24 protein-coding genes and 1 tRNA gene are annotated in these 26521 nt (G+C 67.2%); 14 read left to right on the top strand and 11 right to left on the bottom strand.

What is annotated here, in order from left to right:
* The 3 genes from VB734_RS10660 to VB734_RS10650 form a co-directional block, all read right to left on the bottom strand.
* Nucleotides 1–1930, bottom strand: a 1930-nt coding sequence (locus VB734_RS10660) for a ribonuclease J (RefSeq protein ID WP_323243329.1), incomplete at its 3' end; no start/stop codon positions are given.
* Between the two features lie 98 nt (nucleotides 1931–2028).
* A complete protein-coding gene (dapA, locus tag VB734_RS10655; protein ID WP_370594588.1) occupies nucleotides 2029–2895 on the bottom strand; it encodes a 4-hydroxy-tetrahydrodipicolinate synthase in 867 nt (288 codons plus the stop codon).
* Nucleotides 2896–2945: 50 nt separating this feature from the next.
* The gene (locus VB734_RS10650; RefSeq protein ID WP_197166790.1) at nucleotides 2946–4049 is read right to left on the bottom strand and encodes an aspartate-semialdehyde dehydrogenase; all 1104 of its coding nucleotides are present in this window, start codon (nucleotides 4047–4049) and stop codon (nucleotides 2946–2948) included.
* Between the two features lie 400 nt (nucleotides 4050–4449).
* Between VB734_RS10650 and tig the strand changes: the two genes are divergently transcribed.
* From tig to VB734_RS10625, 5 genes are all read left to right on the top strand, one after another.
* The gene (tig, locus tag VB734_RS10645; protein WP_197166782.1) at nucleotides 4450–5805 is read left to right on the top strand and encodes a trigger factor; all 1356 of its coding nucleotides are present in this window, start codon (nucleotides 4450–4452) and stop codon (nucleotides 5803–5805) included.
* A gap of 47 nt (nucleotides 5806–5852) precedes the next feature.
* Nucleotides 5853–6494 (top strand): ATP-dependent Clp endopeptidase proteolytic subunit ClpP, encoded by a 642-nt coding sequence (gene clpP / locus VB734_RS10640; protein WP_197166780.1) that lies wholly within the window; start codon nucleotides 5853–5855, stop codon nucleotides 6492–6494.
* Between the two features lie 89 nt (nucleotides 6495–6583).
* Nucleotides 6584–7924, top strand: a complete 1341-nt coding sequence (gene clpX / locus VB734_RS10635) for an ATP-dependent protease ATP-binding subunit ClpX (protein ID WP_322782122.1) — start codon at nucleotides 6584–6586, stop codon at nucleotides 7922–7924.
* Between the two features lie 83 nt (nucleotides 7925–8007).
* A complete protein-coding gene (locus tag VB734_RS10630) occupies nucleotides 8008–8688 on the top strand; it encodes a lecithin retinol acyltransferase family protein (protein WP_322782121.1) in 681 nt (226 codons plus the stop codon).
* Between the two features lie 34 nt (nucleotides 8689–8722).
* Nucleotides 8723–10495, top strand: coding sequence for a DNA polymerase III subunit gamma/tau (locus VB734_RS10625; protein ID WP_322782120.1), 1773 nt, complete (start codon nucleotides 8723–8725; stop codon nucleotides 10493–10495).
* Nucleotides 10496–10506: 11 nt separating this feature from the next.
* On the opposite strand, the gene VB734_RS10620 is transcribed toward VB734_RS10625, so the two are convergent.
* Both VB734_RS10620 and VB734_RS10615 read right to left on the bottom strand, forming a co-directional pair.
* A complete protein-coding gene (locus tag VB734_RS10620) occupies nucleotides 10507–11934 on the bottom strand; it encodes a glycosyltransferase family 2 protein (RefSeq protein WP_322782119.1) in 1428 nt (475 codons plus the stop codon).
* A gap of 54 nt (nucleotides 11935–11988) precedes the next feature.
* Nucleotides 11989–13548 carry a SpoIID/LytB domain-containing protein gene (locus tag VB734_RS10615; RefSeq protein WP_231594940.1) on the bottom strand — a complete coding sequence of 520 codons (1560 nt, stop codon included), beginning with the start codon at nucleotides 13546–13548 and terminating at the stop codon, nucleotides 11989–11991.
* A 93-nt stretch (nucleotides 13549–13641) separates the two neighbouring features.
* On the opposite strand from VB734_RS10615, the gene rpmI reads away from it, so the two are divergent.
* The 3 genes from rpmI to VB734_RS10600 are packed head-to-tail and all read left to right on the top strand — an operon-like array spanning nucleotide 13642 to nucleotide 14956.
* Entirely contained in the window at nucleotides 13642–13842 is a 201-nt protein-coding gene (rpmI, locus tag VB734_RS10610) for a 50S ribosomal protein L35 (RefSeq protein WP_094554864.1), read from the top strand.
* A 56-nt stretch (nucleotides 13843–13898) separates the two neighbouring features.
* Nucleotides 13899–14246: a 50S ribosomal protein L20 gene (gene rplT / locus VB734_RS10605; protein ID WP_197166770.1), complete on the top strand. Its 348-nt coding sequence runs from the start codon at nucleotides 13899–13901 to the stop codon at nucleotides 14244–14246.
* A 53-nt stretch (nucleotides 14247–14299) separates the two neighbouring features.
* A complete protein-coding gene (locus VB734_RS10600; RefSeq protein ID WP_197166769.1) occupies nucleotides 14300–14956 on the top strand; it encodes a tetratricopeptide repeat protein in 657 nt (218 codons plus the stop codon).
* Between the two features lie 65 nt (nucleotides 14957–15021).
* Here VB734_RS10600 and VB734_RS10595 read toward each other — a convergent pair whose 3' ends face one another.
* Entirely contained in the window at nucleotides 15022–15588 is a 567-nt protein-coding gene (locus tag VB734_RS10595; RefSeq protein ID WP_197166767.1) for a hypothetical protein, read from the bottom strand.
* Between the two features lie 125 nt (nucleotides 15589–15713).
* On the opposite strand from VB734_RS10595, the gene VB734_RS10590 reads away from it, so the two are divergent.
* The 4 genes from VB734_RS10590 to VB734_RS10575 all read left to right on the top strand — a co-directional run bounded on the left by VB734_RS10590 (nucleotide 15714) and on the right by VB734_RS10575 (nucleotide 19228).
* Complete coding sequence (locus tag VB734_RS10590; RefSeq protein ID WP_322782118.1) at nucleotides 15714–16532, top strand: thiazole synthase; 819 nt, start codon at nucleotides 15714–15716, stop codon at nucleotides 16530–16532.
* Nucleotides 16533–16601: 69 nt separating this feature from the next.
* Nucleotides 16602–16769: a photosystem II assembly protein Psb34 gene (gene psb34 / locus VB734_RS10585; protein WP_197166763.1), complete on the top strand. Its 168-nt coding sequence runs from the start codon at nucleotides 16602–16604 to the stop codon at nucleotides 16767–16769.
* A 92-nt stretch (nucleotides 16770–16861) separates the two neighbouring features.
* On the top strand, nucleotides 16862–18058 hold the full coding sequence (locus tag VB734_RS10580) for an NAD-dependent epimerase/dehydratase family protein (RefSeq protein ID WP_197166761.1): 1197 nt from the start codon (nucleotides 16862–16864) through the stop codon (nucleotides 18056–18058).
* Between the two features lie 36 nt (nucleotides 18059–18094).
* Complete coding sequence (locus VB734_RS10575; RefSeq protein WP_322782117.1) at nucleotides 18095–19228, top strand: glycosyltransferase family 1 protein; 1134 nt, start codon at nucleotides 18095–18097, stop codon at nucleotides 19226–19228.
* Here the strand turns inward: VB734_RS10575 and mrdA are convergent.
* From mrdA to cbiD, 5 genes are all read right to left on the bottom strand, one after another.
* The gene (mrdA, locus tag VB734_RS10570; protein WP_322782116.1) at nucleotides 19213–20964 is read right to left on the bottom strand and encodes a penicillin-binding protein 2; all 1752 of its coding nucleotides are present in this window, start codon (nucleotides 20962–20964) and stop codon (nucleotides 19213–19215) included. The two genes, VB734_RS10575 and mrdA, sit on opposite strands and share 16 nt — an antisense overlap.
* Nucleotides 20965–20969: 5 nt before the next feature.
* Nucleotides 20970–21362 carry a hypothetical protein gene (locus VB734_RS10565; protein ID WP_322782115.1) on the bottom strand — a complete coding sequence of 131 codons (393 nt, stop codon included), beginning with the start codon at nucleotides 21360–21362 and terminating at the stop codon, nucleotides 20970–20972.
* Nucleotides 21363–21445: 83 nt separating this feature from the next.
* Entirely contained in the window at nucleotides 21446–22054 is a 609-nt protein-coding gene (locus VB734_RS10560) for a hypothetical protein (RefSeq protein WP_197166754.1), read from the bottom strand.
* 58 nt (nucleotides 22055–22112) lie between these two features.
* Nucleotides 22113–23711 (bottom strand): glutamine-hydrolyzing GMP synthase, encoded by a 1599-nt coding sequence (gene guaA / locus VB734_RS10555; protein WP_197166753.1) that lies wholly within the window; start codon nucleotides 23709–23711, stop codon nucleotides 22113–22115.
* 35 nt (nucleotides 23712–23746) lie between these two features.
* Nucleotides 23747–24907, bottom strand: coding sequence for a cobalt-precorrin-5B (C(1))-methyltransferase CbiD (cbiD, locus tag VB734_RS10550; protein WP_197166752.1), 1161 nt, complete (start codon nucleotides 24905–24907; stop codon nucleotides 23747–23749).
* A gap of 110 nt (nucleotides 24908–25017) precedes the next feature.
* Here cbiD and VB734_RS10545 point away from each other — a divergent pair, with 110 nt between their 5' ends.
* Nucleotides 25018–26169, top strand: a complete 1152-nt coding sequence (locus VB734_RS10545; protein ID WP_197166751.1) for a pyridoxal-phosphate-dependent aminotransferase family protein — start codon at nucleotides 25018–25020, stop codon at nucleotides 26167–26169.
* A gap of 71 nt (nucleotides 26170–26240) precedes the next feature.
* Nucleotides 26241–26312: transfer RNA gene (locus tag VB734_RS10540), tRNA-Gly, on the top strand.
* Nucleotides 26313–26521 lie beyond the last annotated feature (209 nt).

The raw sequence follows: 26521 nt of genomic DNA, 5'->3' as shown, positions 1-26521 counted from the left end.
CCTGCACGGCAGGCGCGCTGGCTGGCGTCATCGTGGCAACAGGCGTCGTGGCCGTGGCCGCGCCAGAGGCCTGAACACGCTGAGGGGCAGGGGCGTGGTTGCGGATCACGGGTTCACGCCCTGAGCTCTCCCGGCGACCGCTGCGGGGGGCCGGACGGCTGTCCGGCTCGGCATCGGCACGGCCCTTGTAGGCAGGGGTGCCTGCCGGAGCCGGTTGCACCAGGCAGATGATCAGGGGCTCCACCTGCAGTTCGCGCCGCAAGCGGCGCTGGAGACCGACCTCGATCTCCCTCTGCACGCCCACCCAGTCGACCTCGGGGGCCGTTCCACCGGTGTTGCGGGCCAGCTGATTCCAGCGGTTGTCCAGCACCCAGCCGATCTCCCGCTCGGCCCAGATCGAGAGCCGGCGGGCATCAGCGGTGGTGACCACTCCGCGCAGGTTGACCCGCGGCGGGGCTGCCATGACGCCATCGGTGCTGATCACGGTCAGCAGGGTGATCACACCGTCCTCGGCCAGTTGCTGACGCTCCTTGAGCACACGGTTATCAACGATGCCGTTGCGGGAGGCATCCAGCAATTCGATGCCGGCCTTGACCGGATCCCCCTTGTGGATGGTCGTGGGGGTGAGTTCCACCACATCGCCGTTGTCGATGATGAGCATGTTGTCGGCGGGAATTCCCATCGACTGAGCCGTGCGCGAGTGGCACACGAGCATGCGGTGCTCTCCGTGCACCGGCACGAAGAACTTCGGCCGGGTGAGAGCAAGCATCAGCTTGTGATCTTCCTGGCAGCCATGGCCCGACACGTGGATGCCTTCGCCCTTGCCGTAGACCACCTTGGCTCCCATCATCATCAACCGGTCGATGGTGTTCACCACCGAGATGGTGTTGCCGGGGATCGGGCTGGCGGAGAAGATGATCGTGTCGGTGGGTTTCACCTGCACCTGGGGGTGCTCACCGCGGGAGATTCGGCTGAGTGCCGCCAGGGGCTCACCCTGGCTGCCGGTCATCAGCAACAGGGTTTCGCGATCAGGAAGGTCGCGGATCTGCTTGATCGGCACGAACAGCTCATCCGGGCAGCGGATGTAACCGAGTTCGCGCGCCTTGGCGATCACGTTGAGCATGGAGCGACCCAGCAGGCCCACCTTGCGGCCATGCTTCATCGCCAGTTCCAGGATCATCGAAACCCGGTGGACAGAACTGGCGAACGTGGTGACGATCACCCGGCCTTCCGAATTGGAGAAGTGGCGGTCGAGGTTCGGAAACACCGACCGCTCCGGCGGCGTGAAGCCGGGCACCTCGGCATTGGTGGAGTCACTGAACAGGCAGAGCACGCCCTGCTCGCCGTAATGGGCCATGCGCTGGATGTCAAAATATTCGCCATCGACAGGGGTGTGGTCGAACTTGAAGTCTCCGGTGAAGATCACCACGCCCACGGGTGTGGTGATCGCCAGGCTGAAGCTGTCGGCGATGGAGTGGGTGTTCCGGATGAACTCCACCTGGAAGTGTTGGCCAACCTTGACCACATCCCGGGGGCTCACCGTCTGAATCACGGTGCGATCGGTGACGGCAGCTTCCTCCATCTTTCCCTGGAGCATCGACATGGCCAGACGTGGGCCATAGATCACCGGAATATTGAAGTTCTTGAGGTGATGGGGAATCCCTCCAATGTGATCTTCGTGACCGTGGGTCACGATCATGCCGCGGATACGCTTCTGATTTTCACGCAGATAGCTGGTGTCGGGCAGCACCACATTGACGCCGTGCATGCCATCACTGGGGAAGGCCAGCCCGGCATCCACAAGCATCAGGTCATCGCCATATTCAAAAACGCAGGTATTCTTACCGATTTCATGAAGACCACCGAGGGGAATAACCCGCAGAGTCGGCTGCTTGGTGGTGGGGGACGTCTTGTTGTTGCTTGAGCTCATGGGGTGAGGAACGAAGGAATGCAGAAAAGATGGATGGAATCGGAGTGTTGCTGTTGCGAGAACTCCAGGCCGCACTGCGCTGGAGCTAAGCCATGGCGTCAGGTGGGACGCAGGGCAGCCAGGGCGGAGGTCAATCGGGCACGGACGTCGCTGTCGGCGGAAACCAGCGGAAGACGGGGGGAGCCCACGGGCCAGCCCTCCAGTTCAAGGGCGGCTTTGACGGGAATCGGATTGGTGGAGGCGAACAGGGCCCGGCAGAGGGGCAGCAGGCGTTCATGCAGGGCCAGGGCGGCCGCCAGCTCACCGGCGAGAAAAGCGGAAATCATGCGCTGGATCTCGCGCCCCACCAGATGGCTGGCCACGCTCACCACGCCGACGGCACCCACGGACAGCATCGGCAGGGTGAGGGCATCGTCGCCGCTGTAGATCGCCAGCCGGTCGCCGCAGAGCAGACGCAGCTGGCTGACTTCATCGGTGCTGCCGCTGGCGGCCTTGTAGCTCACCACGTTGGGCAGATCGAGCAGGCGGGCCGTGGTGCGGGGCTCAAGGCTGCAGCCGGTGCGACCGGGAATGTTGTAGAGCATCACCGGAAGGCTGGGGGCCGCCTGGGCGATCGCTCGGAAATGGGCTTCCAGCCCCTCCTGGGGCGGCTTGTTGTAATACGGAACCACCACCAGGGCCCCGTCGGCGCCTTCCTCGGCCGCCCGCTCGATCGCTTCGATGGCCTCGGCTGTGCAGTTGCTGCCCGTGCCGGCGAGCACCAGGGCCCGGCCCGCCACGGCGCGCTTCACAGCTTCGAACAGCTCGTGCTGCTCCTGCCAGCTCAGGGTGGGGGACTCGCCGGTGGTGCCGCAGAGCACCAGTCCGTCGGAGCCTTGATCCACCAGATGCACGGCCAGGCGCGCGGCCAGATCGAGATCCACCGCGCCATCCACACGGAAGGGGGTGACCATGGCGGTCAGCATCCGGCCGAAGGGAGGATGCTCAGCCGTGATGGCCTGATCAGCCGTGGCGCTCAAGCGGCACCTCCGACGGCAGAAGCGGATGGGGTCACCGGTGGCTGGGGGTCGGCCTGGCGCCAGGCTGGATCCAGCAGCAACTCCGCGATCTGCACGGCATTGAGGGCCGCCCCCTTGCGGATCTGATCGCCACAGAGCCAGAGCTCGAGAGCGTTGGGATCGCTCAGGTCCTGGCGAATGCGTCCCACCGCCACCGGATCGCGGCCGGTGACATCGGTGGGCATCGGGAAGCGGTTGGTGGCGAAATCCTCCAGCAGCTCCACCCCAGGTGCCGCAGCCAGCAGGGCTCTGGCCTCCTCGACTGGGAAGGGCTGCTCGAACTCGATGTTCACCGCCTCGGAGTGGGCCCTCAGAACGGGCACCCGCACACAGGTGGCTGAGAGCCGCAACTCCGGCAGATCCATGATCTTGCGGGTTTCGTGCAGCATCTTGAGCTCCTCCTCGCAGTAGCCACTGGGTTGCAGGGGGGAGTTGTGCAGGAAGAGATTGAAGGCGAGGGAGTGGGGCAGCACCTCGCTCACCGGCTCACCCCCATCAAGAACCGTGCGGCTGAGGGTGCGCAGCTCCTCCATCGCCCGGGCCCCGGCGCCGCTGACCGACTGGTAGGTGCTCACGACCACACGACGGATCGGACGGCGGGCCTGCAGAGGCGCCAGGGCCAGGGTGAGCAGGATCGTGGTGCAGTTGGGGTTGGCGATGATCCCCCGGTGACCCAGGGCCGCCTGCGGATTCACCTCTGGCACCACCAGCGGCACCTCCGGATCCAGGCGGAAGGCGCTGGAATTGTCGATGACAACAGCCCCTGCCGCCGCCGCCACCGGAGCCCAGCGCCGTGAGATGGAGCCACCGGCGGAGGCCAGCACCACATCAACCCCCTCGAAGGCGGCAGCGTCAACAGCCTTGATGGAGAGATCGCGGCCCTGCCACGCCAGCCGGCGTCCAGCGGAGCGGGGGGAGGCCAGCAGCCGCAGATCACCGACCGGAAAACGGCGTTCCGCCAGCAGGGACAGCAGCTCGTGCCCCACAGCACCGGTCGCACCCAAAACCGCCACCGTCAGGGGACGACTGGGAAGAGGTTGAAAGGAGGTGGTGCTTGACAACGGCAGGAAGGGGCGAAAGCTCTGGTGCTGAGGCTGGGCCTGGAGCTCGCCGGGGTGCGACGGAAGCTCGGCTGAGGAGGACGCGAGGTCCGCAGAAGAGGCCGAGCCCGCTGATCAGGGCCGGGCCATCAGGGAAAGAGCGGAGGGAAGTGGGGAGGGTTGCAGAGGAACGGGAAAGACTTGGTGAGCCTGGGCCAGCGTCACGCTCCGTGGGGCGGAGGGAGCTGTGCACGGTGGACCGGAGGCTCGAAGTGGAACCGGATGGTCCTGGTGGATATCAACGACCACATGTCGTTCCTCTCACAATACGCTCCCCGGGCCTCTCGCGGGTCGGCTGAATGCGCTGGAGGTCGAGTTCATAGGATTGGGGGCTGCATCGCCGCGGCCCGGCCGTTTCGCCATGAGCTCCGCCCTGAAGGTCAAGACCAGCCCCCGCCCCGGCAGCCGCCTGGCGCTGGAGGTGGCCGTCCCCGGCGGCCGCTCCCAGGCCAGCTACGAGGCCGCTGTGGTGAAACTGAGCCGCAGTGTCCGCCTGCCCGGATTCCGTCAGGGCAAGGTGCCCCGGCCGGTGCTGCTCCAGCAGATCGGACCTCTGCGGATCCGGGCCACCGCCCTTGAAGACCTGGTGGACAGCGTCTGGCGGGATGCCCTGGAGCAGGAGAAGATCGAGGCTCTCAGCAGCCCCGAGCTGAGCGGGGGCTTCGAGGCCCTGCTCGAACGCTTCAGCCCCGGCGAGGAGCTCACCCTCACCCTCGAGCTGGACGTTCAACCCACCCCCAGCCTCAAAACCACCAAAGGGCTCAAGGCCGAAGCCGAGCTGATCACCTACGACCCCGCGCGGGTTGAGGAGATGCTCGAGCAATCACGCCGCCAGCTGGCCACCCTCGTGCCTGTGGAGGATCGGCCCGCCGCCACGGGCGACGTGGCGGTGGTGGCCTTCAGCGGCACCTTCGTCGACACCGGCGCGGCGATCGAGGGCGGCAGCTCCGACGCCATGGAGGTGGAACTCGAGGAGCAGCGGATGATCCCCGGCTTCGTGGCAGGCATCCTCGGCATGTCCGTGGGCGAGGAGCGCGAGGTGAGCTGCCGCTTCCCTGACGACTACCCCCAGGAGGACGCCCGGGGCCGCGAGGCCAGCTTCCACATCACCCTCAAGGAACTCAAGGCGCGCGAACTGCCGGCCCTGGATGACGCCTTCGCCAGGGAGGCCAGTGACAAGGACAGCCTCGAAGAGCTCAGATCGGATCTCGAGACCCGCCTGCGCGAGGACGCCGAACGGCGGGCCCGCAGCAGCCGCCACGACGCGCTCCTGGCGGCACTGGTGGAGCAGCTCGAGGTGGACCTGCCCGAGACGCTGATTCAGCAGGAGATCCGCTCGCTGATCGAGCAGACCGCCTCCCAGATCGCCCAGCAGGGGATGGATGTGAAGAAGCTGTTCACCCCTGAGCTGGTGCGCAGCCTCATGGACAGCTCCCGCCCCGAGGCCGAGCAGCGGCTGCGGCGCAGTTTCGCCCTCAAGGCCCTGGCCGAAGCCGAAGGCATCCGCCCGGAGGCCGACGCCATCGAGGCCAAGGTCAAGGAGGTCAGTCAGGGGCTGAGCGACACCAGTTCGATCGATCCGCTGCGGCTGCGCGAAGCCGTGGCCGAGGATCTCCTGCGCGAGAGCCTGCTGGAGTGGCTTGAGGCCAACAGCACCCTCACGGAGAAAGCCCCTGAGGCCGCCGAGCCTGCTCCCGGCGCCGACGACCAGGCCTGAGGCCGCCATAGATTGAACGCCTGCACCGTTTCCCCTGCCCCGGCCGCGTGATCGAAGCCCTTCGCTCCCATCCGATCCACAACAGCTGGCAGGCCTCGCCAGGCGTGCTGCCCACGGTGGTGGAGCAGTCGGGGCGCGGCGAGCGGGCCTTCGACATCTATTCCCGCCTCCTGCGGGAGCGGATCATCTTCCTGGGCACCGGCATCGACGATCAGGTGGCCGACTCCCTGGTGGCCCAGCTCCTGTTCCTGGAAGCGGAAGATCCCGAGAAGGACATCCAGATCTACGTCAACTCCCCGGGCGGATCCGTCACGGCCGGGCTGGCGATCTACGACACCATGCAGCAGGTGGCTCCCGACGTGGTGACCATCTGTTACGGCCTGGCGGCCAGCATGGGCGCGTTCCTGCTCTCGGGTGGCACCAAGGGCAAGCGCATGGCCCTGCCCAGTGCGCGGATCATGATCCACCAGCCCCTCGGGGGCGCCCAGGGACAGGCCGTCGACATCGAGATCCAGGCCAAGGAGATCCTTTTCCTCAAGGACACCCTCAACGGCCTGATGGCTGAGCACACCGGTCAGCCCCTCGAGAAGATTGCGGAGGACACCGACAGGGACTACTTTTTGTCTCCGCCTGAAGCCGTCAGTTACGGACTGATCGATCGTGTCGTGGATGACACCGTCACGGTTTGATCCTTAAGGTCTGCTGACGAACCTCTGGTTTCGGCCCATCCTGGAAGGCCGGCCCATGCCCCACCCCCTGACCAGGACGCCCCAGCCCGATGGCCAAGTTCGACGCCCATCTCAAGTGCTCGTTCTGCGGCAAGTCTCAGGAGCAGGTGCGCAAACTGATCGCCGGACCCGGGGTCTACATCTGCGACGAGTGCATCGATCTCTGCAACGAGATCCTGGATGAGGAGCTGGTTGAAAGCCACGGCAGCGCCAGGCCCGGCGGAGACCACGGCCGCAAACCTGCCGTCAAGAAGAGCAGCAAGCCCGCCCCCACCCTGGCGAGCATCCCCAGACCCAAGGAGATCAAGGCCTTCCTCGATCAGCAGGTGGTGGGCCAGGACGAGGCCAAGAAGGTCCTCTCGGTGGCGGTCTACAACCATTACAAACGCCTGGCCTGGCAAGGGGACGGCAAGGGTGAGACCGACCGCAGCGCCACCCGTCTGCACAAATCGAACATCCTGCTGATCGGCCCCACCGGCTGCGGCAAGACCCTGCTGGCCCAGACCCTGGCCGAACTGCTCGATGTGCCCTTCGCTGTGGCTGACGCCACCACCCTCACCGAAGCGGGCTATGTGGGCGAGGACGTGGAGAACATCCTCCTGCGCCTGCTGCAGAAAGCCGACCTCGACGTGGAGCAGGCCCAGCGCGGAATCATCTACATCGACGAGATCGACAAGATCGCCCGCAAGAGCGAGAACCCCTCGATCACCCGCGACGTCTCCGGTGAAGGGGTGCAGCAGGCACTGCTCAAGATGCTGGAAGGCACTGTCGCCAACGTGCCGCCCCAGGGGGGCCGCAAGCATCCTTACCAGGACTGCATCCAGATCGACACCAGCCAGATCCTGTTCATCTGCGGCGGGGCCTTCGTCGGCCTCGAAGAGGTGGTGCAGCGGCGCCTGGGGCGCAATTCGATCGGTTTCGTGCCTGCGGATGGCCGCGGCCGCGGTCACCGCGAACTCAAGGCCAGCCACGTGCTGCGTCACCTCGAACCCGACGATCTGGTGCGCTACGGCCTGATCCCGGAGTTCACCGGCCGGCTGCCCGTGAGCGCGGTGCTGGAACCCCTTGATGTGCGCTCCCTGGAGTCGATCCTCACCGAACCGCGCGATGCCCTGGTCAAGCAGTTCCAGACGCTGATGAGCATGGACAGCGTGCGCCTGGAGTTCGAGCCCGGCGCCATCGAGGAGATCGCTCGCGAGGCCCACCGCCGCCGCACCGGTGCCCGTGCCCTGCGCGGCATCGTCGAGGAGCTGATGCTGGATCTGATGTACGACCTGCCCTCCAACAACGAGGTCAGCACGTACACGATCACCCGCGAGCTGGTGGAGCAGCGCAGCAAGGCCAAGGTGCTCCCTTATCCCAGTGTGGTCAGCCAGCAGGAATCGGCCTGAACGGCAATCCACCCCTGACCGTCCTTGCCCGGCCTGCAGACCCGGCGGCAGGCTGAACCGGTCCTGCCCCGCGATCACGGCCCATGGCAGCCGCCGACCATCTCCAGGTGCCTAGGCAGCATGGTCTGTTCCACCACCACGGCATCGACCTGGGAGATGGCAGCGTGGCCCATTATCTGGAGGGCCGGGCAATCCTGCGCTCAACCCTCGAGGACTTCAGCCGCGGTGAATCCGTGGCGGTGGTGGCCTATGACCCTGCCGAGATCTCTCCGGCCGGCATGACCCTGCGCCGTGCCATGGGTCGGCTTGGAGAGCAGCGTTACAACCTGATCTTCAACAACTGCGAGCATTTCGCCATCTGGTGCAAGACCGGTCGTCATCGCAGCGCCCAGGTGGAGGGCTGGCTGCACACCGGCAGCCTCGGAGCCCTGATGCTCGGCCAGCTGGTGCCGGCGGCCCTGATCACCGGCGTGCGTCTGCTGCTCAGGCAGGGCCTCAACCTGGATGGGGAACAGCTGGAGAAGGGTCGAACACTCGCGCTGCAGAGCCTGGAGCAGCTGGATGGTCTGCGCCTGAAGCTGCAGCAGAGGCTGGAGGCGGAGCTGGCCCGGGCGGAGGCCCGCTGGGGGGAAGGCCGGGACGAGGCCTCGGAGGCGTTCCTCAAGCTGCGGCAGGCGGCCCAGACCCTGGCCGACCAGCTCGAGGAGGTGGAGGAGATGGAGGACCGTCTGGAGCGCCTGCTCGCCCCGAAACCCTCTGAGTAGCCTCATGGGCCAGGCCGTCCGGGGAGCAGCCTCCATGACCCAGGCCAGCGCCTACCTGCCCCTGCCCCAGAAGTACAGGCCGCAGCGCTTCGACCAGCTGGTGGGGCAGGAGGCGGTCGCCTCAACCCTCACCAGTGCCCTGCGCCAGAACCGCATCGCACCGGCTTACCTGTTCAGCGGGCCCCGGGGCACGGGCAAGACCTCCAGCGCCCGGATCCTGGCGCGGTCGCTCAATTGCCTGACGGCCCCGGGCCCCACCCCCGCCCCCTGCGGCAGCTGTGAGCTCTGCCGCTCGATCACGGCCGGCAACGCCCTTGATGTGATCGAAATCGATGCCGCCTCCAACACCGGCGTCGACAACATCCGCGAGCTGATCGAGCGCTCCCGCTTCGCGCCGGTCCAGGCCCGCTGGAAGGTCTACGTGATCGATGAGTGCCACATGCTCTCGACCGCCGCCTTCAACGCCCTGCTCAAGACCCTGGAGGAACCACCACCTCGGGTGGTGTTCGTCCTGGCCACCACCGATCCCCAGCGGGTGCTGCCGACGATTCTCTCCCGCTGCCAGCGCTTCGACTTCCGCCGCATTCCCCTAGAGGCCCTGGAGGGTCATCTGCGCTTCATCGCCAGCGAGGAGGAGATCGGTATCACCCCCGAGGCGCTGCATGTGGTGGCGCTGCGGGCCCAGGGTGGCCTGCGCGATGCCGAGAGCCTGCTCGACCAGCTCAGCCTGCTGAGCCCGCCGATCGAGGCCCTGGCGGTGTGGGACCTGCTCGGCGCCGTGCCTGATCAGGAGCTGCTCGAGCTGGTGGCCGCCATGGGAGAGACTGATCCCGTGGGACTCCTCGAGACCTGCCGGCGGCTGCTCGAACGGGGGCGGGAGCCCGGGGCCGTGCTGCAGGGTCTGGTCAGCCTGCTGCGGGATCTGGTGCTGGCCGGGCTGGCCCCGGACCGACTGGAGCTCACGGCGGTCAGCGCCCAGGTGCAGCCGCTGTTGCCCGAACAGGCCCGCCGAATCGGCAAGGCGCGGCTGCTCAGCTGGCAGGCACAGCTCAGGGGCAGCGAACAGCAGCTGCGCCAGAGCGCCCAGCCGAGGCTCTGGCTGGAGGTGCTGCTGCTGGGACTGCTGGCGGAGCCGGTCGCTGCGACTCGGCCCCAAGCGCCCGAGGCAACGCCGACAGCCCCCCGCCCCCAGGCAGGAGGAACAGCAACAGCCGCTCCTGCTGCTGTCGTCACCCCAGCCAGCCCGGCTCCGTCCAACACCCCTGCGGCCGCCCCGGAGCCGGAACCGGAGCACCAGGATCTCGGGGAGCTCTGGCAGCAGATTCTCTCCAGCCTGGAGCTGCCCTCCACCCGCATGTTGCTCTCCCAGCAGGCCTCCCTGCTGCGCCTCGATGGCCAGCGGGCGGTGGTGCGGGTCAGCAGCAAGTGGATCGCCATGGTGCAGAGCCGCCTGCCCCTGCTGGAGTCGGCGCTGCGCCACGCCCTGGGCAGCCCCCGCCAGGTGCTGCTGGAAGCCTCCGACCAGCCCAGCAGCCCGGTGGTGGTCACTCCACCACTGGTGGCCAGGCCCACGGAACCACCCCAGGACCACGCGTCTTCAGCGGCTGCGGCAGCGGTGGACACCCAGGCGACGACGTCCCAGATTGAGGCCCCCCAGGCGATGGCCGCAGCCCAGACTCCCGCTCCTGGTCCTGTGAAGGCAGCGCCGAATCCAGCGCCTGATCGACCTGAGCGCCGACCGCTCGATGACCAGGCCCGCCGTCTGGCGGACTTCTTCAACGGCGAGGTGGTGAGCCTGGAGGAGTGAGCCGGGCCGGCTCAGTAGACCTGGGTGGAGGGATCCGAGAGCGGATCCACCAGGGGGTCGATGGCGACAGCGAGGTCGTCGGTGCTGGCCTCAGTCCCGCTGTCGCCGCCCAGATGCTGGGTCTTGGCCCACACCAGGCGCTTGGGCAGCAGGGCCATGCGCAGGGTGACCCAGGGGATGACCACGAACCAGTGCGTGAGATAAGCAATCCCAACCGCGGCCGCCAGGGGGTTCATCACCGGCAGGGGAGGGCCTTCGCTGGGGCGACGGCACCCGGCCACGATCGCTGCGCCGGAGAGGCCGAGGGCCACGATCGACAGCGGCCAGATCGTGGGGGCGGTGCGGGTGACCAACGCGGTGAGCAGGTCGACGACCGAAACCATCGGCAGCACGTACTGCAGCAGGAAGAAGCTGGTGAGGTCGAGTTTCTGGGCCGGGTTCAGGCGCTCCGAGCACAACCCAGGCCAGTAATCGAAGAAGCGCTGCAGGCCGCCTTCCGCCCAGCGCTGGCGTTGGCGCCAGAGTGCGGGAACGGTGAGGACCGCTTCCTCCTCCACAGGGGGATCCCAGAGCACGCCCACGGGCTCACCGGCCAGCAGCAAGCGAAAACTCAGATCGAGATCATCGGTGACGGTGTCCTCATTGAAGCCTCCGACCCGGGTGATCGCGTCCCGGCGCAGCAACTGACCGTTCCCCCGCAATTCCGCCACACCACCACCGGCCAGGCGGCCCTCCTGCACCACCGCATCAAGGGCCATTTCCATGGCCTGGGCACGGGTGAGCAGGTTGCTGCCTGCATTCACCACCGCCTTGCGCAGTTGCATCGCCGACCAGCCCCCCTGCTCCGCCCGAGGGATCAGCCGCTCGAGCAGATCCTCCTGCAGGCCGGCATCGGCGTCGAGCACCAGCATCCAGCGGCCTTCGAGCTGCTCGAGCACCGCATTGAGGGCCCCCGACTTGCCGCCGCCGGCATGGCGGGGGCGCCGCAGCACCCGCAGCATCGGCGTACTGGCCTCGAGGGCCTTCAGCACCTCGGGCGTGCGGTCCTCGCTGCCGTCATCCACCACCCACAGCCGCAGAACCCCATGGCGGTAACGCAGACGGCTGACCCGCTCCACCAGACGGCCGACCACGGCCTGCTCGTCGCGGGCCGCCACCACCACATCCACCGGTGGCCAGGGGCCAGGCCAGGGACCATCGCCGCTGGCGGTCCCTGGGGCGGGGGCTTCATCTGCGCTCTGTGCCGGGTTGCGGCGCCAGAGCTGGCCCAGCACGGTGCGCACCACATAGGCACCCAGCAGCAGGGTGAGGCTGGCGGCGGGCAGAAGGTTGCGGGGCGGCTCCAGCCAGTGGGGCGCCACCCCGGCCCAGCTGCAGAGCACAACGAAGAGGGCAGCTTTGCCACGACGCCCCCTGGGGCTGGAACCGGTGGCTGTCATGGCAACTCCGTCATGGCAACGCGCCGGCGTGGCTGGTCCGCGTCAGGGCGAACTCTAAAGGCCACCACTGAGGGCTTCGATGCCGACCAGCGTGGTGCCCGGGTAATAGTGCGCCAGGATCCGGTTCTGGCTCCAGCCACGACCGCCCAGATCGATGGCCCCCTGCTGGGAGAGGCCGGCGCCATGGCCGAAGCCACCACCCGTGAAGCTCCAGCGGCCGGGACCATCGGACTTGAGCACGAAGAGGGTGCTCGGCAGTTGCCGGAACGTGCGGCGGATGGCATCGCGGCGCAGCACCCGCTGGCCGCTGCTGCCCACCACCGAGAGGGCCAGCACCCGGCCGCTGGGGCCGCGCTCGAGCACCTTGATCTCCCGGGGTTCTCCGACGCCGCCGGGTCCCTTCTCCAGGGACTGGCGGATGCGGGTGTCATCCAGCTGCCGGGTCCAGCGAAACAGGGGATGATCCGCTCCATAGGCGGCGCTTCCCTGACGCAGCAACTCCGGCAGGGAGGCTGCGGACAGGGGCAGAGCGAAGCGCTGGGCAAAGGCCGGCGGCCCATCGGGACGGGCCTGGAGGTAAGGCAGGGGCGGACCGCTCCAGACCTCCTCGAATCCGGCGGAGATGCCCCCGTTGCTGGCGTGGTAGACGGCGTGGATGGGCTGCCCCTCCCAGCTCAGCACCTGCCCGCGGGTGGCCTCCACGGCACGACGCACAGCGGCGCCGGCCTGTCGGGGATCGGCATACACCTGGCACTGGGTGTCGGAGCAGAGGTGGTAGCCGTCGACGTCGTAGCGATGGCTGTTGCGCAGGGCCCAGGTGCGGGCGAGAACAGCCTGGGCGGCAAGCGCCGCCGCTGGGGAGCCGGCGCCGATCTCATGGGGAACGACCCCCAGCAGATAGCGCTCCAGGGGCACCTGCTCGATCAGGCTCCAGCCGCCATAGGCATTGGCCTGCAGGCGGAAGGGGCCCTGGAACACGCCCTTGCCCCAGCGCAGGCCCTGCGGGGCCTTCAGCCGCACGGGGCCCTCCAGGGCAACAACACGGCCGTCGGCGGCCGTGGCCTCCAGCTCCAGGCGGGCGGTCTCCTCCCGCATCCAGGCCCTGGCCTGGAACCCCTCAGGCGGAGCCGTGCGGGGTGGGGCCCACACTTCCCACTCCCCCGGATGGGCGATCACGGGTTCCACACCCTGCAGGCGCCAGGCCGAGGCGGCCTGATCCGCTGTTTCGAAACTGGGAAAGGGGCCCAGCACGGTGCGCTCCAGCAGCAGGGGCTCCGATAGGGGCCGCTGCCGCCAGCGCAGACTCAGGCTGGTGCCCTGAAGCTTGAGGCCACTGGCATCCTCCAGCTCGAGACTGCCGGCGGCGGCAGTCAGCACAAGAGGTGGCGCCTTGGCGGCAGCCGTCCCAGGAGTCGGTCCGAGCCGGGCACCGAGGGCAACCCAGAGCACCGGTTGGCTGCGATCGATGGCGGGACGAGGGGATGTGGGCCAGTGCAGGGCCGCCGCAGGCATGGCACGACAGCCCGGAGCCAGGAGCAGGGAGCTGCCGAGGCCCAGGGCCAGAGGGGCCAGACGGGGCAGGGAAAGCGGTGAGGGCAGAGCGGGGAATCGCATCGAAAAACCGTACGGCCGAGGTAATGATCCTGGGGGAGTTGGCGGAAGGGGCATCCGCGTCGTACTTTGGTTGTTTGTGAACAGGCGCCAGACATGCCGAAGCTCAAGACCCGCCGAGCAGCTGCCAAGCGGTTCAAGGTGACCGGCAGTGGCAAGTTCATGCGTCGGCGCGCCTTCCACAACCACCTGCTCGATCACAAGAGCCCCAAGCGCAAGCGCTACCTCGGCACCATGGCGGTTGTCGATGAGCGCGATGCCGACAACGTGAGCCGCATGCTCCCCTACGCAGGCTGAGACGCCAGGCGCAAGCCGGCGGTTCCTGATTCCCACCGTTCAACCGAGAGATTTCCATGGCCCGCGTCAAGAGGGGCAATGTCGCCCGTAAACGCCGCAACAAGGTCCTCCGCCTCGCCCGCGGTTTCCAGGGCAGCAACGGCAGCCTCTTCCGCACCGCCAACCAGCGGGTGATGAAGGCTCTGTGCAATGCCTACCGCGACCGTCGTCGTCGCAAGCGTGATTTCCGTCGCCTCTGGATTGCCCGCATCAATGCGGCCGCTCGCCTCAACGGCCTCAGCTACAGCCGCCTGATCGGTGGTCTCAAGCGCTCCGACGTGCTTCTGAACCGCAAGATGCTCGCCCAGCTCGCCCTGGCCGATCCCGGCAGCTTCAGCGAGGTGGTCGGCGCCGCCCGCGCCTGACCCTAAGGCTCACCGAACCAACTCAGCGCATTCGCCAACCCCCCGCAGGCCCGATGGACCTTCTCCTTCCGCAGGCCTACCTGATCGGCCTGATCGTTCTTCTCGGGGGGGCTGCCGTGGTGATCGGCCTGCAGGTCTGGCGGGTACGTGCTGATGAGGTTCGCCTGGCCAAGCTGGAGTCACAAGTCAAGGACGACCCCAAGGATTCCGCCACGCTTTATGAGCTGGCTTCGGTGCAGTTGCGAAAGCGCCTCTACGACCAGGCGGTCGACACACTCAAGCTGGCTTTGAAGCGCTCGGAGGGCGAACCTGGAGAGGCCCGTGCGCTGATCCAGAACGCTCTGGGCTTCGCTCTGGCAGCCCAGGGCAACCACGCCGCGGCCGTGCGTCACTACAGATCGGCCCTTCAGGCGAAAGCGGATTACCCCGTCGCCCTCAACAACCTGGGCTATGCCCTCGAGAGGCAGTCCCTGAACGAGGAGGCCCGCCAGGCCTATAACCAGTCCCTGGTCCTCGATCCCACCAACAAGACCGCGACCAAGCGCCTGAAGCTGCTCGACCGTCGCTTTCCTGCCGAGGCAGTCGAGTCGTCAGGCCCTTCCAAGGGAATGGCCCCGACTGGCGGCCGCTCGACCAGCGGAACCAACGCCGGGTCCGCCACTTCAAGCCCGGCCAGGAACGACAGCTCTGGACCGAAGAAAGCGGCCTGAACCTGATTCTTTCAGTATCCTCCGACTTGACCTTCAGGCGCACGCCTCAATCCGCCTGCTGCAGGTCACCACAGGCCCCGGACCGGCGCTCCAGTGGAGCGTGAAGGCCCGGCTGGCATCTGGGCCACTGGACGCAGGTCGTAGCGACCGCCTGGATTGGTGAGACGGGGGGCCACCCATCCAGCCAGCTCCAGCCCCTGAACCCCGCTGATTTCACCACCCGATTCCATCCCACCGACTTCGCAGTCGCAGAGCATCAGCAGATCGAGCTGGTCGGATTTGGCGTTGAGGTTGCCCTGCACCGCCACAGTGGTCTCTCCCACCTGCATCTCGCCGCGCAGGTCGACCATCTGGCCCATGGGGGTGGCCTGCGAAAGGCGCAGCTCCACCGGCAGGGGCGCGCCTCCACTGAAGGAGCGGTAGACGCCCGACCACACCCTCGGCAGGTCGCGGGCCAGATCGACGGCCCGGCCCTTGGGATCAAAGGTTTCCACCGGTCCGAGCTCGGCCTCGAAGACCTGCACCGCTGGCGTGGGAGGGGCTCCGAAAGGCACGACGCTTCCCACCGGCAAGGGATTCATCGCCAGCTGGGGGTCGGCGGCAGCCAGGAGCAGCGGCAGGAGCAGCGGCATCGGGACGATTCAGGGCACTTGAATGAAGGGTAAGGGCGGCAGGGCGATCCGGCGGACCGAAACGGCCGCCGTGACCACCGTTCGCGGTAGTTTCGCGGCAAGGCCCGGGCTTCGACGACATCCCCATGGACAGCGACACCCTGGTGATCGCGGGCCGGCACTTCCGCAGCCGCCTGATGACCGGCACCGGCAAGTATCCGAGCCTGGCTGCAATGAAAGCCAGCCTCGCGTCCAGCTCCTGCGAGATCGTCACCGTGGCGGTGCGCCGGGTGCAGTCACTGGCCGCCGGACATGAGGGCCTGATCGAGGCGATCGACTGGAGCCGTCACTGGATGCTGCCCAACACCGCTGGCTGCGCCACCGCCGAGGAGGCAGTGAGGGTGGCACGGCTGGGCCGGGAGCTGGCACGGCTTGCCGGGCAGGAGGACAACAACTTCGTGAAGCTGGAGGTGATTCCCGACAGCCGGCACCTGCTGCCGGATCCGATCGGCACCCTCCAGGCCGCTGAGACCCTCGTGCGGGAAGGCTTCGTGGTGCTCCCCTACATCAACGCCGATCCGATGCTGGCGCGGCGGCTGGAGGAGGCCGGCTGCGCCACGGTGATGCCGCTGGGCTCTCCGATCGGCTCCGGCCAGGGGATACGCAATGCCGCCAATATCGCTCTGATCATCGAGAGCGCCCGCGTTCCCGTGGTGGTGGACGCCGGCATCGGTGTTCCCAGCGAAGCGGCCCAGGCGATGGAGATGGGCGCGGATGCCCTGCTGATCAACAGCGCCATCGCCTTGGCGGGAGATCCGGAGGCCATGGCCCGCGCCATGGCCATGGCCACCGTGGCTGGCCGCACCGCTTACCTGGCCGGACGGCTGCCGGTGCGCTCCGAGGCCAGCGCCAGCTCACCGCAGCAGGGCCTGGTCGGTGCCCCGGCTCAGGCCGAGGTCCCGTAACAGTCCTTCTCAGGGCAGGGCCGGAACCGCCGGCACTGGGTAGCTTGCGGCTTCACCTGCGCCCCATCCATGTCGGTCACCGAGGAAGACGGCGGCAAGCTCAATGCCTTTGCCAGGGAGCCCCGCATGGAGGTGATCGAGACGGGGACAGGGCGGAGCCGGTCGACCACCCTGCTGCTGCTGGGGGGTGTGGTGCTGGTGCTGCTGATGGTGGCGGTGGCGGCGGGGATCAGCTGAGCCCCTGGATCCCGGCGGCCTGCTGAGGGGGGGCGGAACGCCTGTAGTAGCTTGCCCCCAGGAGCATCGGCTCGTTCAGCAGGAGTTCAGACGTGAAGGTTCTCGTTCTCGGCGGCGACGGCTTCTGCGGCTGGCCCTGCTGCGTGAATCTGGCCGAGGCTGGCCACGACGTCGTCATGGTCGACAACCTCAGCCGGCGCAAGATCGACGTGGATCTGGGGGTGGAATCACTGACCCCGATCGCCACCGTGCACGACCGCCTGCGGGCCTGGGAGGAGACGGGTGGCCGCGCCATCCGCTTCGTGCACCTCGACATCGCCCAGGACTACCACCTGCTGCTCGAGCTGCTGCGCAGCGAACACCCCGAGGCGGTGGTTCATTTCGCCGAGCAGCGGGCGGCGCCTTACTCGATGAAGTCGAGCGCCACCAAGCGCTACACGGTGGACAACAACGTCAACGGCACCCACAACCTGCTCTGCGCGATCGTTGAGAGCGGCCTCGACATCCATATCGTCCATCTGGGGACGATGGGGGTGTACGGCTATGGCTCCCACCGGGGCGCCACCATCCCCGAGGGCTACCTCACGGTGGAGGTGCCCCAGGCCGACGGCACCCGCTTCCGGGAGAAGATCCTGCACCCCACGGATCCGGGCAGCGTCTACCACATGACCAAGACCCTCGATCAGCTGCTTTTTTACTACTACAACAAGAACGACGGAATCCGCGTCACCGACCTGCACCAGGGCATCGTCTGGGGCACCAACACCGATCTCACCGACCGGGACCCCCGACTGGTGAACCGCTTCGACTACGACGGCGATTACGGCACGGTGCTCAACCGCTTCCTGATGCAGGCCGCGATCGGCTATCCCCTCACCGTGCACGGCACGGGCGGCCAGACCCGCGCCTTCATCCACATCCGTGATTCGGTCAAGTGCGTGGAGCTGGCGATCGATCACCCGCCCGTGTCCGGCGAAAAAGTGCGCATCTACAACCAGATGACCGAAAGCCACAAGGTCAAGGATCTCGCTGAGAAGGTCGCGGCCGTGACCGGCGCCCAGGTGAGCCATCTGCCGAACCCGCGCAAGGAGGCGATCGAGAACGATCTGATCGTCGACAACCGCTGTCTGATCGAGCTGGGCCTCAAGCCCACCACCCTTGAAGACGGTCTGCTCAGCGAAGTGGTGGATGTGGCCCGGCGCTGGGCCGACCGCTGCGACCGCTCACGCATTCCCTGCGTGTCCTCCTGGACCACCACCCAGGCGGCCGCCCTCAAGGCCGCCGTCTGAGCCGATGACCAGGACCATGCCCCGACAGCGGTTCCCGTGAAGATCGCCCTGTTCACCGAAACCTTCCTGCCCAAGGTCGACGGCATCGTCACGCGTCTCACCAAGACCGTGGAACACCTGGTCCGTGCTGGGGACGAGGTGCTGCTGTTCTGCCCGGAGGGCGCCCCATCGCTCTACATGGGAGCCCGGGTGATCGGCGTACCGGCCCTGCCCCTGCCGCTCTACCCGGAGCTGAAGCTAGCCCTGCCCCGACCGGCCGTGGCCGAGGCCCTGGAGGTGTTCCAGCCGGATGTGGTGCATGTGGTCAACCCGGCCGTGCTGGGCCTGGGGGGCATCTGGATGGCACGAACCCGCCAGATCCCGCTGGTGGCCAGCTATCACACCCATCTGCCCAAATACCTGGAGCACTACGGCATGGGCGTGCTGGAGCCTTTGCTCTGGGAACTGCTCAAGGCCGCCCACAACCAGGCCGTTCTCAATCTGTGCACGTCCTCGGTGATGGTGGAGGAGCTCAGTCAGCGGGGCATCCAGCACACCGCCCTCTGGCAGCGAGGCGTCGACACCGAGATGTTCAGACCCGAGCTGCGCTCGGACGCCATGCGACGGCGGCTGATGGGCCGCCATCCGGACAGTGACAGCCTGCTCCTCTACGTGGGTCGTCTGTCAGCCGAAAAACAGATCGAGCGGATCCGGCCCGTGCTCGACGCCCTGCCCCAGGCCCGGTTGGCTCTGGTGGGAGACGGCCCGCACCGGGCCCAGCTGGAGAAAGTGTTCGAGGGAACGGCCACCACCTTCGTGGGCTATCTGGGCGGTGAGGAACTGGCCGGCGCCTTTGCCAGTGCCGATGCCTTCCTCTTCCCCTCCAGCACCGAAACCCTGGGTCTGGTGCTGCTGGAAGCGATGGCGGCAGGCTGTCCTGTGGTGGGTGCCAACCGGGGGGGCATCCCCGACATCGTCACGGATGGGGTCAACGGCTGCCTGTATGACCCCGACGACGACGCTTCCCTCACCGCCGCCACCCTGCGGCTGCTGGCCAGTCCCGAGCGGCGCGAACAGCTGCGGCTGGCGGCCCGCCATGAGGCCGAACGCTGGAACTGGGCCGGTGCCACCGCCCAGCTTCGCCGCTTCTACGGCGATGTGGCCGGTGCCGGACTTCAGCTGGCGGCCTGAGCCGGCTTGAACCAGGTGGCCAGCAGAGCCTTCACCATCGGTACCGCGACGGTGCCGCCATAACCACCACTGTTCTCGCCGAAGGCAATGATCACCAGATCGGGTTGGCCCGCCGGGGCATAGCCGCCGAACCAGGCATGATCAGGTCGCGGCGGATCTTCGGCTGTGCCGGTCTTGCCGGCCACCGGCGGCAGGCTGGGATCGTTGAGCATGGTGGCGGTGCCGTTGGTGACCACTTCGCGCAACCCCTGGCGCAGCACCTGGAGTGTGGTGGGCTTGAGGCCGATCCAGGTCCTCGGGGTGTCCCGCTCTACCAGGTGCGGTGTGACCAGCCAGCCGCCATTGGCCACGGCCGCGTAGAGCCTGGCCATCTGCAGCGGCGTCACCGAAACGGCTCCCTGACCGATCGCCGAGGTGATCGTATCCACGGACGTCCAGGATTCTCCCAGCACTTTCTTCTTCCAGGCCTTGTCCCCCAGCAGCCCCGGACTCTCCTCATCGCGCAGCTCGATGCCGGTGTAGCTGCCATAACCCAGGCGGCGCGCCGCCTTGAACAGCTCCTCGGAGCCCACCTTCAGGCCCAGCCGGTAGAAGAAGCTGTTGCTGCTCACCGCCAGGGCGAAGGGGAAACCGATGCTGCCGAAGCTGCCATGGTCGGCGTAGCACTGGCCGTCGTAGCAGAAGGAACCGGAGGTGGGAATGGTGGACGTGGGGCCGTACTGCCCCGATTCGAGGCCGGCGATCGTGCTGATCAGCTTGAAGGTGCTGGCGGGAGGAAAGGCCCGCATCGCCCGGTTGAGCATGGGGGCTTCCGGGCGGTTGAGATTGTTCCACTGGGCCGTGGTAGGGCCGCTGGAGAAGATGTTGGGATCGAAGTTGGGGCGGCTCGCCATGGCTCGGATCGCCCCGGTACGGGGATCCATGGCCACGATCGCCCCTTTGGCCACGCCATCGAGGGCCTTCTCGGCGGTGCGCTGCAACTCCAGATCCAGGGTCAGGCGCAGGTCCTTGCCGGCGCGGGCCTGTTTGTCCCCCAGCACCCGCTGCACCTGGCCCGCGGCATTCACCTCCAGCTGCTGGCCGCCCCACTCGCCCCTCAGATGGGATTCGTAGACCTGCTCCAGCCCGGTACGCCCGATGCGGTCCTGCACCCGGTAGCCCTTGTCGGCCAGCCGGGTGTATTCCTCCTCCGTGATGCCACTGGTGTAGCCGAGCACATGGGCAGCCAGGGGGCCGCCGGGGTAGGAGCGCAGGTAATCGACATCCACCTCGGCGCCATCGAGATTGGCCGCCTGCTCCCGGAAGCGCAGCACCTGGACGCTGCTCAGCAAACTGGCCAGTTCGATCCGGTAGCCATCATTCTGGAGACCTTCCCTGTAGTTCAGGTCCAGCTGATCCACCGGCAGCGCCAGCAGCGCCGCCAGCTTGCCGCGCAGGACGGGCCAGCGTTCCTTCGAGACCAAACGAGGCTGCAGGTAGAGGTTGTAGGTGAGTCGGCTGGTGGCCAGCACCTCCCCATGGCGATCGAGCAGACGGCCGCGGACGGGGTGTCGGGGCACCAGGCGGATGCGGTTCTGGTCGGCCCGCAGGCGGTTTTCGGGGCCCTGGACCAGCTGAAGCCAGGCCAGGCGAACCCCCATTGCCGAGGCCGCCAACAGGACCACCGCCAGCAACCAGGCCGGCTGATGGCTCATTCCCGACTGCCGAGACGAGCCGGTCTGGAATCCGCTGGCCATCGGCTTCAGGCCCTGAGGCGGCGCTCGAGTTCCTCCAGGCGCCCGGAAATACGCACCAGGGCCTCCTGCAGCGCCCGCCTCTCCTCAGGCCCGGTGGGGGAGGAGACGGGTGGCGTACCGCTGGGATCAGGGGGGGGGGAGGAGGGCACATCGCGCACTTCCACCCTCACGACAGGGTTGCCCAGCCCGGGTTGCACCTGATCAAGGCTCTCACGCACCTTCTTCGCGGCCGCATCCCCCTCCTGACGCAACTGCCCAAGGGGATCATCCGTGGAGGTGAAGGCCTCGACCACCTGGCGGGGTCCGCCCCGGCGGGCCCGGTCGACCACAGCGATGCCGACCGGAAGCAGGTCTTCCATCAGGCTGAGCCGCAGGGCATCAAAGGGATCGGCAGCCATGGCACAACTCCTGAAGCGAACGCCGCTGGCAAGCACCATCGGACCGTCTCCCCAGTCTGACTCGCAGGAGAGCCCGGAAGGGTTCAGGGGGTGCGCTGGATGCCAGGCTCGAGAATGACCGCCCGGCAGAATTCGCGTGATCCCACCCACCAGCCGCCCACCACGGCCAGAGCAAGGGCGGCTGTGAGGGGCAGCAGGGCCTGGCGGGTCATGTCGAGGCTGAACCACTCGCCCCAGCCACGCAGGGCACGCTCACGATCAAACCGGCGCCGTTCCCGCTGTTCCAGCTTCTGACGACGCTGCAGCGATTTCTCAACCCAGCGCTCGAAGGCCCGCTTCTTGGTGACCGCCATCTTGCGCTCCACCTCCAGCAGGTGACCGGCGCTGAGATCGGGATGGAAGGTGCTGATCAGCTCCAGGCTCTTGATGAACATCTCCACCGCGCCATCCTTGATCTGGCGGTCACCGTCGCTGAGTTCCTCCCAGTGGACTTCCGGGTAGAAACGGCCACGGTTGGCCAGAATCTGCTCCTCCTGCAGCTGACCGGGCTCCCGCAACCAGCGGTCGGTGTTGGCATCGAAGCGACGCCAGTACAGAAAGGGATTGAGATAGATGGTTTTCCCCCCCAGCAGGATGCTGTCCTGCTGCAGGCGGCGCTGCATCTGGGGATCCTGCTGGCTGACGGCGGTCAAGGGAAACAGGCTGGGAGCCGATGGTATCGAACGCCGACCAAACAGGCCAGCGCCGGGCTCATTCCCACTCGATCGTGCCGGGGGGCTTGCTGGTGATGTCGAGGACCACACGGTTCACCCCCTGCACCTCATTGACGATCCGGTTGGAGATGCGCTCCAGCAGGTCGTAGGGCAGGCGGGACCAGTCGGCGGTCATGCCGTCTTCGCTGGACACACAGCGCAGCACGATTGGATAGGCATAGGTGCGTTTATCGCCCATCACGCCGACGCTGCGCACCGGCAGCAGCACCGCGAAGGCCTGCCAGATCTCGTGATACAGCCCGGCCTCCTGCACCTCCTCGCGCACGATCAGGTCGGCATCCCGAAGGATGTTCAGCTTCTCGGCCGTGACCTCCCCGAGGATGCGGATGGCCAGACCGGGCCCCGGGAAGGGGTGGCGGCGCACGATCTCCTCGGGCAGCCCGAGGCTGCGGCCCACCTTGCGCACCTCGTCCTTGAAGAGACGCCGCAGGGGTTCCACCAGCTTGAACTGCAGATCCTTGGGCAGCCCTCCCACGTTGTGGTGGCTCTTGATCTTCACCGCCACTCGCTCGCCGGTCTTCGGATCGAGGTTGGTGCCGGCCGATTCGATCACATCGGGGTAGAGAGTGCCCTGGGCGAGGTAGTCGAAGGGTCCGAGCCGCCTGCTTTCCTCCTCGAACACCCGAATGAATTCACCACCGATGATCTTGCGCTTCTGCTCAGGATCGGTGACCCCTTCGAGTTTGGCCAGAAAGCGATCGCGGGCATTGATGTATTCGACTCGAATGTGAAACTGCGCATCGAAGAATTCGGTGAGGAACTCCGGTTCCCCCTTGCGCATGAAACCCTGGTCGATGAACATGCAGGTGAGCTGATCTCCGATGGCCCGGTGCAACAGGAAGGCCAGCGTGGAGGAATCGACTCCGCCCGAGAGCGCCAGAAGCACCCTCTTGTTTCCCACCCGCTCCCGAACATCGGCAAGGGCTTCATCGATGAAGGCCGCGGTGGTCCAGTCGGGTTCACAGCCGCAGATGTGATAGACGAAGTTGCGAATCATCGCCATCCCGCCACGGGAATGCACCACCTCAGGGTGGAACTGCACCCCGTACAACCGCCTCTGGTGATCGGCCACCGCTGCTTCCGGCGTGTTGTCGGTGTGGGCCAGGCGGCTGAAGCCAGGCGGCAGGGCCTGCACCGAATCCCCGTGGCTCATCCACATCGTCGAGCCGTGCTCCACGTTGGTGAGCAGATCAATCGGGTCGTCCACGTAGAGGGGTGCCTTGCCGTATTCGCCCCGGCCGGCGGCTTCCACCTGACCGCCGAGCTGCTGAACCATCAGCTGCATGCCGTAGCAGACCCCCAGCACGGGGATGCCCAGGCTCCAGATGGCGGGATCGCACAGGGGCGCCCCCTCGTCGTACACCGAGCTGGGACCCCCGCTGAGGATGATTCCCTTCGGGGCCAGGCGTCTGATCTCATCCACGCTGGTGGCATACCCAAGCACCAGGGAATACACCTCGGTCTCCCGCACCCGACGGGCGATCAGCTCGGAGTACTGGGAGCCGAAATCAAGGATGACGATCGCCGGCAGGCGTGCGCTTTCGGGCTGTTCGGTCGAGGGAGACGGGTGGGACATAACGACCGAATCACGGCCTGCATGGCCTTCTGGGCTCACCCTAGGTCGTGCCGGAAAGCCTCCAGCAGCTCCTGACCGCAGGGGCCCAGCACCCGCAGTTGCCGCTGTCGATCGAAGAGCGCCGCGCCGATCCGCATCCCGAACCGGCCATAACGGGCCAGGTAGGCCTGGCTGCGGGTCTCGATCGCCAGCGCCAGCCGTGCCTCGACCCGGGCCGCCAGCGGCCCATCGAGCTGCTGCAAGTCCGCCAGGGCGGCCTCCACCGTGGAGGCCGCGAACAGCCGCTTCAGCTCAGGACCTGCCAACCCCTCGAGAGCCGCCAGAGCCGTGAGCACCTCGGCGCGACCATCGGCCAGGTGGTGGTGGGTGTGGAAGATCCCGCCCGCCAGCTTGATCAGCTTGCCGTGATAGCCGAACAGCAGCAGACGCTCGACGCCGGCTTCGGCCGCCGCCACGATCAGTGGTCCGAGCCAGTTGCCGGCCTTGAGCAGCAGGCCGGCAGGCAGGCCGAGCCGGGGAGCCAGATCGAGCCCGTTCTCGCCGATCACCAGCACCAGATCGCAGGGGTGGGCCGAATCCGGCCACTGGCGCAGGATCTCCAGGCACTGCTCGAGCCGTTCGGGTGCGGCGCTGCGCTGAACCACAGCCTGGGTGCCGATCAGGGCCAGACCGTCCACCACCCCGAAGGCTTCATTGCTGGTGCGGCCAGCAAGCTCCCGGCCCCGGGGGAACACCAGCTGGAGCCGCACTCCGCGGCCGGCGGGCACCAGCGGCAGAAGGTTGACCTCCAGCAGGCGGCGGGCATAGGCCGAGAGGCACAGCTCCCGGCTGCCGGCCATCACACCCAGCCCCTCCCCCGCCTCCAGGAGCAGCCGCTGGGATGGCTCCGCCCCCTGCGGTGGATCCCACCAGCTGACCCGAACCCACACCAGCAGGCCCCGCGTGAGATCCAGGCCATCACCCGGATCGCAGCGGGCCATGCCCAGAGCCTGACCATGACCGAGGGTGGCAGCGGCCTCCACCGGCACCAGCTCGACCCCCGGCGGCTCGAGCAGCTCCAGCGGCTGAGCCTCGCTGGAGCCCCTGCTCGCCACCGCGCCGGGCAGAAGGCCCTCGTCCTCCAGCAGCGCCTCCAGGCCTGCGCGGGCTGCTGCCGCCACCCAGACCGGCAGGGTGAAGGGCGTCGCTTGGGTCATCGGCAGGGAGATGGCTGGTGTTTCGGTCGGGGCGCTGGACCGGGGTGGGGGGACCCTGGTTTTTTAAGGTGGTGGATTGGGCCGCCGCGCCCGTCCCCCCAGCGCCCCCCATGCAGGACAAGCTCAGCCTGATGATCCCCGGTCCCACGCCGGTGCCGGAGACCGTCCTGCTGGCCATGAGCCGCCACCCGATCGGCCATCGCAGCGGCGAATTCCAGGCGATCGTGAAACGCACCACCGCCCAGCTCAAGTGGCTTCACCAGACCGAAGGTGATGTGCTGGCGCTCACCGGCAGCGGCACCGCCGCGATGGAGGCGGGCATCATCAACGTACTGAGCCGGGGCGACAAAGTCCTCTGCGGTGACAACGGCAAGTTCGGCGAGCGCTGGGTGAAGGTGGCCAGGGCCTATGGCCTGGAGGTGGAGGTGATCAGCGCCGACTGGGGCCAGCCCCTGGATCCGGAGGCCTTCCGCCTGGCCCTCGAAGCCGACAGCGAGAAGAAGATCCGCGCGGTGATCCTCACCCATTCGGAAACATCCACCGGGGTGATCAACGACCTGGAGACGATCGCCCGGCACGTCCATGCCCATGGCCAGGCCCTGGTGGTGGCTGACTGTGTCACCAGCCTGGGAGCCTGTCCGGTGCCTGTGGATGCCTGGGGCCTCGATGTGGTGGGCTCGGGCTCCCAGAAGGGATACATGATGCCGCCCGGCCTGGCTTTCGTGGCGATGAGCGAACGGGCCTGGGAGGCGCACAAGCGCTCCGATCTGCCCAAGTTCTACCTGGATCTGGGCAAGTACCGGAAGTCGGCCGCCGCTGACAGCAACCCCTTCACGCCTCCTGTGACGCTGTATTACGCCCTGGAAGCCGCCCTGGGGATGATGGAAGAGGAAGGCCTGGAAGCCATCTTCGCCCGCCACGCCAGACTGCAACGGGCCACGCAGTCGGCGATGCGTGCCATCGGCCTTCCCCTCTACGCCGCTGAAGGCCACGGCAGCCCGGCGATCACAGCGGTGGCCCCCGAAGGTCTTGACGCGGAGGTGCTGCGCAAGAAGATCAAGGAGCGCTACGACATCCTGCTGGCGGGCGGACAGGACCACCTCAAGGGCAAGGTGTTCCGGATCGGCCACCTGGGCTTCGTCTGTGATCGCGACGTGCTGACAGCGGTGGCCGCTATCGAGGCGACTCTGCAGGAGCTGGGGTGCAACCGCCAGCCGGTGGGGGCAGGACTGGCCGCGGCAGCCCGGGAGCTGGCGGCCTGAGGATCCAGACCAGGAGTGGGGGCTGAACAGTTCAGCTCCCACCTGTTCACCCTTTGCTAAGGTGAGTGTGTGCGGGTGTAATTCAGTGGTAGAATGTCAGCTTCCCAAGCTGAACGTCGCCGGTTCGAGTCCGGTCACCCGCTTTCAGTCCAGGCCTGAAATTTGTTGCTCCTCAAGCGATCATCTCGCTTGGCACGCGTTGGCAGCACGCCAGGTCGTGACTGCGCAGGCCGCGTCCCTTTGCGTGGTGTAAAACCCGAGGCCCGAATGCCCTAGTCAGAGGGTGAACAGGGTGGAATGACGGGCTGTCATTCCGGAGGTGCAGATGCGCCTCGTTCAATCACGATGAATC

It is taken from the genome of Synechococcus sp. BA-124 BA4 (assembly GCF_034931165.1).
This window is presented reverse-complemented; position numbering and strand designations above follow the sequence as displayed.

Excerpts from the sequence above, each read along its gene's own strand:
- dapA (WP_370594588.1), bottom strand. The coding sequence starts at position 2,895 with ATGCTGACCGCCATGGTCACCCCCTTCCGTGTGGATGGCGCGGTGGAT.
- tig (WP_197166782.1), top strand. The coding sequence starts at position 4,450 with ATGAGCTCCGCCCTGAAGGTCAAGACCAGCCCCCGCCCCGGCAGCCGC.
- clpX (WP_322782122.1), top strand. The coding sequence starts at position 6,584 with ATGGCCAAGTTCGACGCCCATCTCAAGTGCTCGTTCTGCGGCAAGTCT.
- VB734_RS10630 (WP_322782121.1), top strand. The coding sequence starts at position 8,008 with ATGGCAGCCGCCGACCATCTCCAGGTGCCTAGGCAGCATGGTCTGTTC.
- VB734_RS10625 (WP_322782120.1), top strand. The coding sequence starts at position 8,723 with ATGACCCAGGCCAGCGCCTACCTGCCCCTGCCCCAGAAGTACAGGCCG.
- VB734_RS10620 (WP_322782119.1), bottom strand. The coding sequence starts at position 11,934 with ATGACAGCCACCGGTTCCAGCCCCAGGGGGCGTCGTGGCAAAGCTGCC.
- VB734_RS10615 (WP_231594940.1), bottom strand. The coding sequence starts at position 13,548 with ATGCGATTCCCCGCTCTGCCCTCACCGCTTTCCCTGCCCCGTCTGGCC.
- rpmI (WP_094554864.1), top strand. The coding sequence starts at position 13,642 with ATGCCGAAGCTCAAGACCCGCCGAGCAGCTGCCAAGCGGTTCAAGGTG.
- rplT (WP_197166770.1), top strand. The coding sequence starts at position 13,899 with ATGGCCCGCGTCAAGAGGGGCAATGTCGCCCGTAAACGCCGCAACAAG.
- VB734_RS10600 (WP_197166769.1), top strand. The coding sequence starts at position 14,300 with ATGGACCTTCTCCTTCCGCAGGCCTACCTGATCGGCCTGATCGTTCTT.
- VB734_RS10595 (WP_197166767.1), bottom strand. The coding sequence starts at position 15,588 with ATGCCGCTGCTCCTGCCGCTGCTCCTGGCTGCCGCCGACCCCCAGCTG.
- VB734_RS10590 (WP_322782118.1), top strand. The coding sequence starts at position 15,714 with ATGGACAGCGACACCCTGGTGATCGCGGGCCGGCACTTCCGCAGCCGC.
- psb34 (WP_197166763.1), top strand. The coding sequence starts at position 16,602 with ATGTCGGTCACCGAGGAAGACGGCGGCAAGCTCAATGCCTTTGCCAGG.
- mrdA (WP_322782116.1), bottom strand. The coding sequence starts at position 20,964 with ATGGCCAGCGGATTCCAGACCGGCTCGTCTCGGCAGTCGGGAATGAGC.
- VB734_RS10565 (WP_322782115.1), bottom strand. The coding sequence starts at position 21,362 with ATGGCTGCCGATCCCTTTGATGCCCTGCGGCTCAGCCTGATGGAAGAC.
- guaA (WP_197166753.1), bottom strand. The coding sequence starts at position 23,711 with ATGTCCCACCCGTCTCCCTCGACCGAACAGCCCGAAAGCGCACGCCTG.
- cbiD (WP_197166752.1), bottom strand. The coding sequence starts at position 24,907 with ATGACCCAAGCGACGCCCTTCACCCTGCCGGTCTGGGTGGCGGCAGCA.
- VB734_RS10545 (WP_197166751.1), top strand. The coding sequence starts at position 25,018 with ATGCAGGACAAGCTCAGCCTGATGATCCCCGGTCCCACGCCGGTGCCG.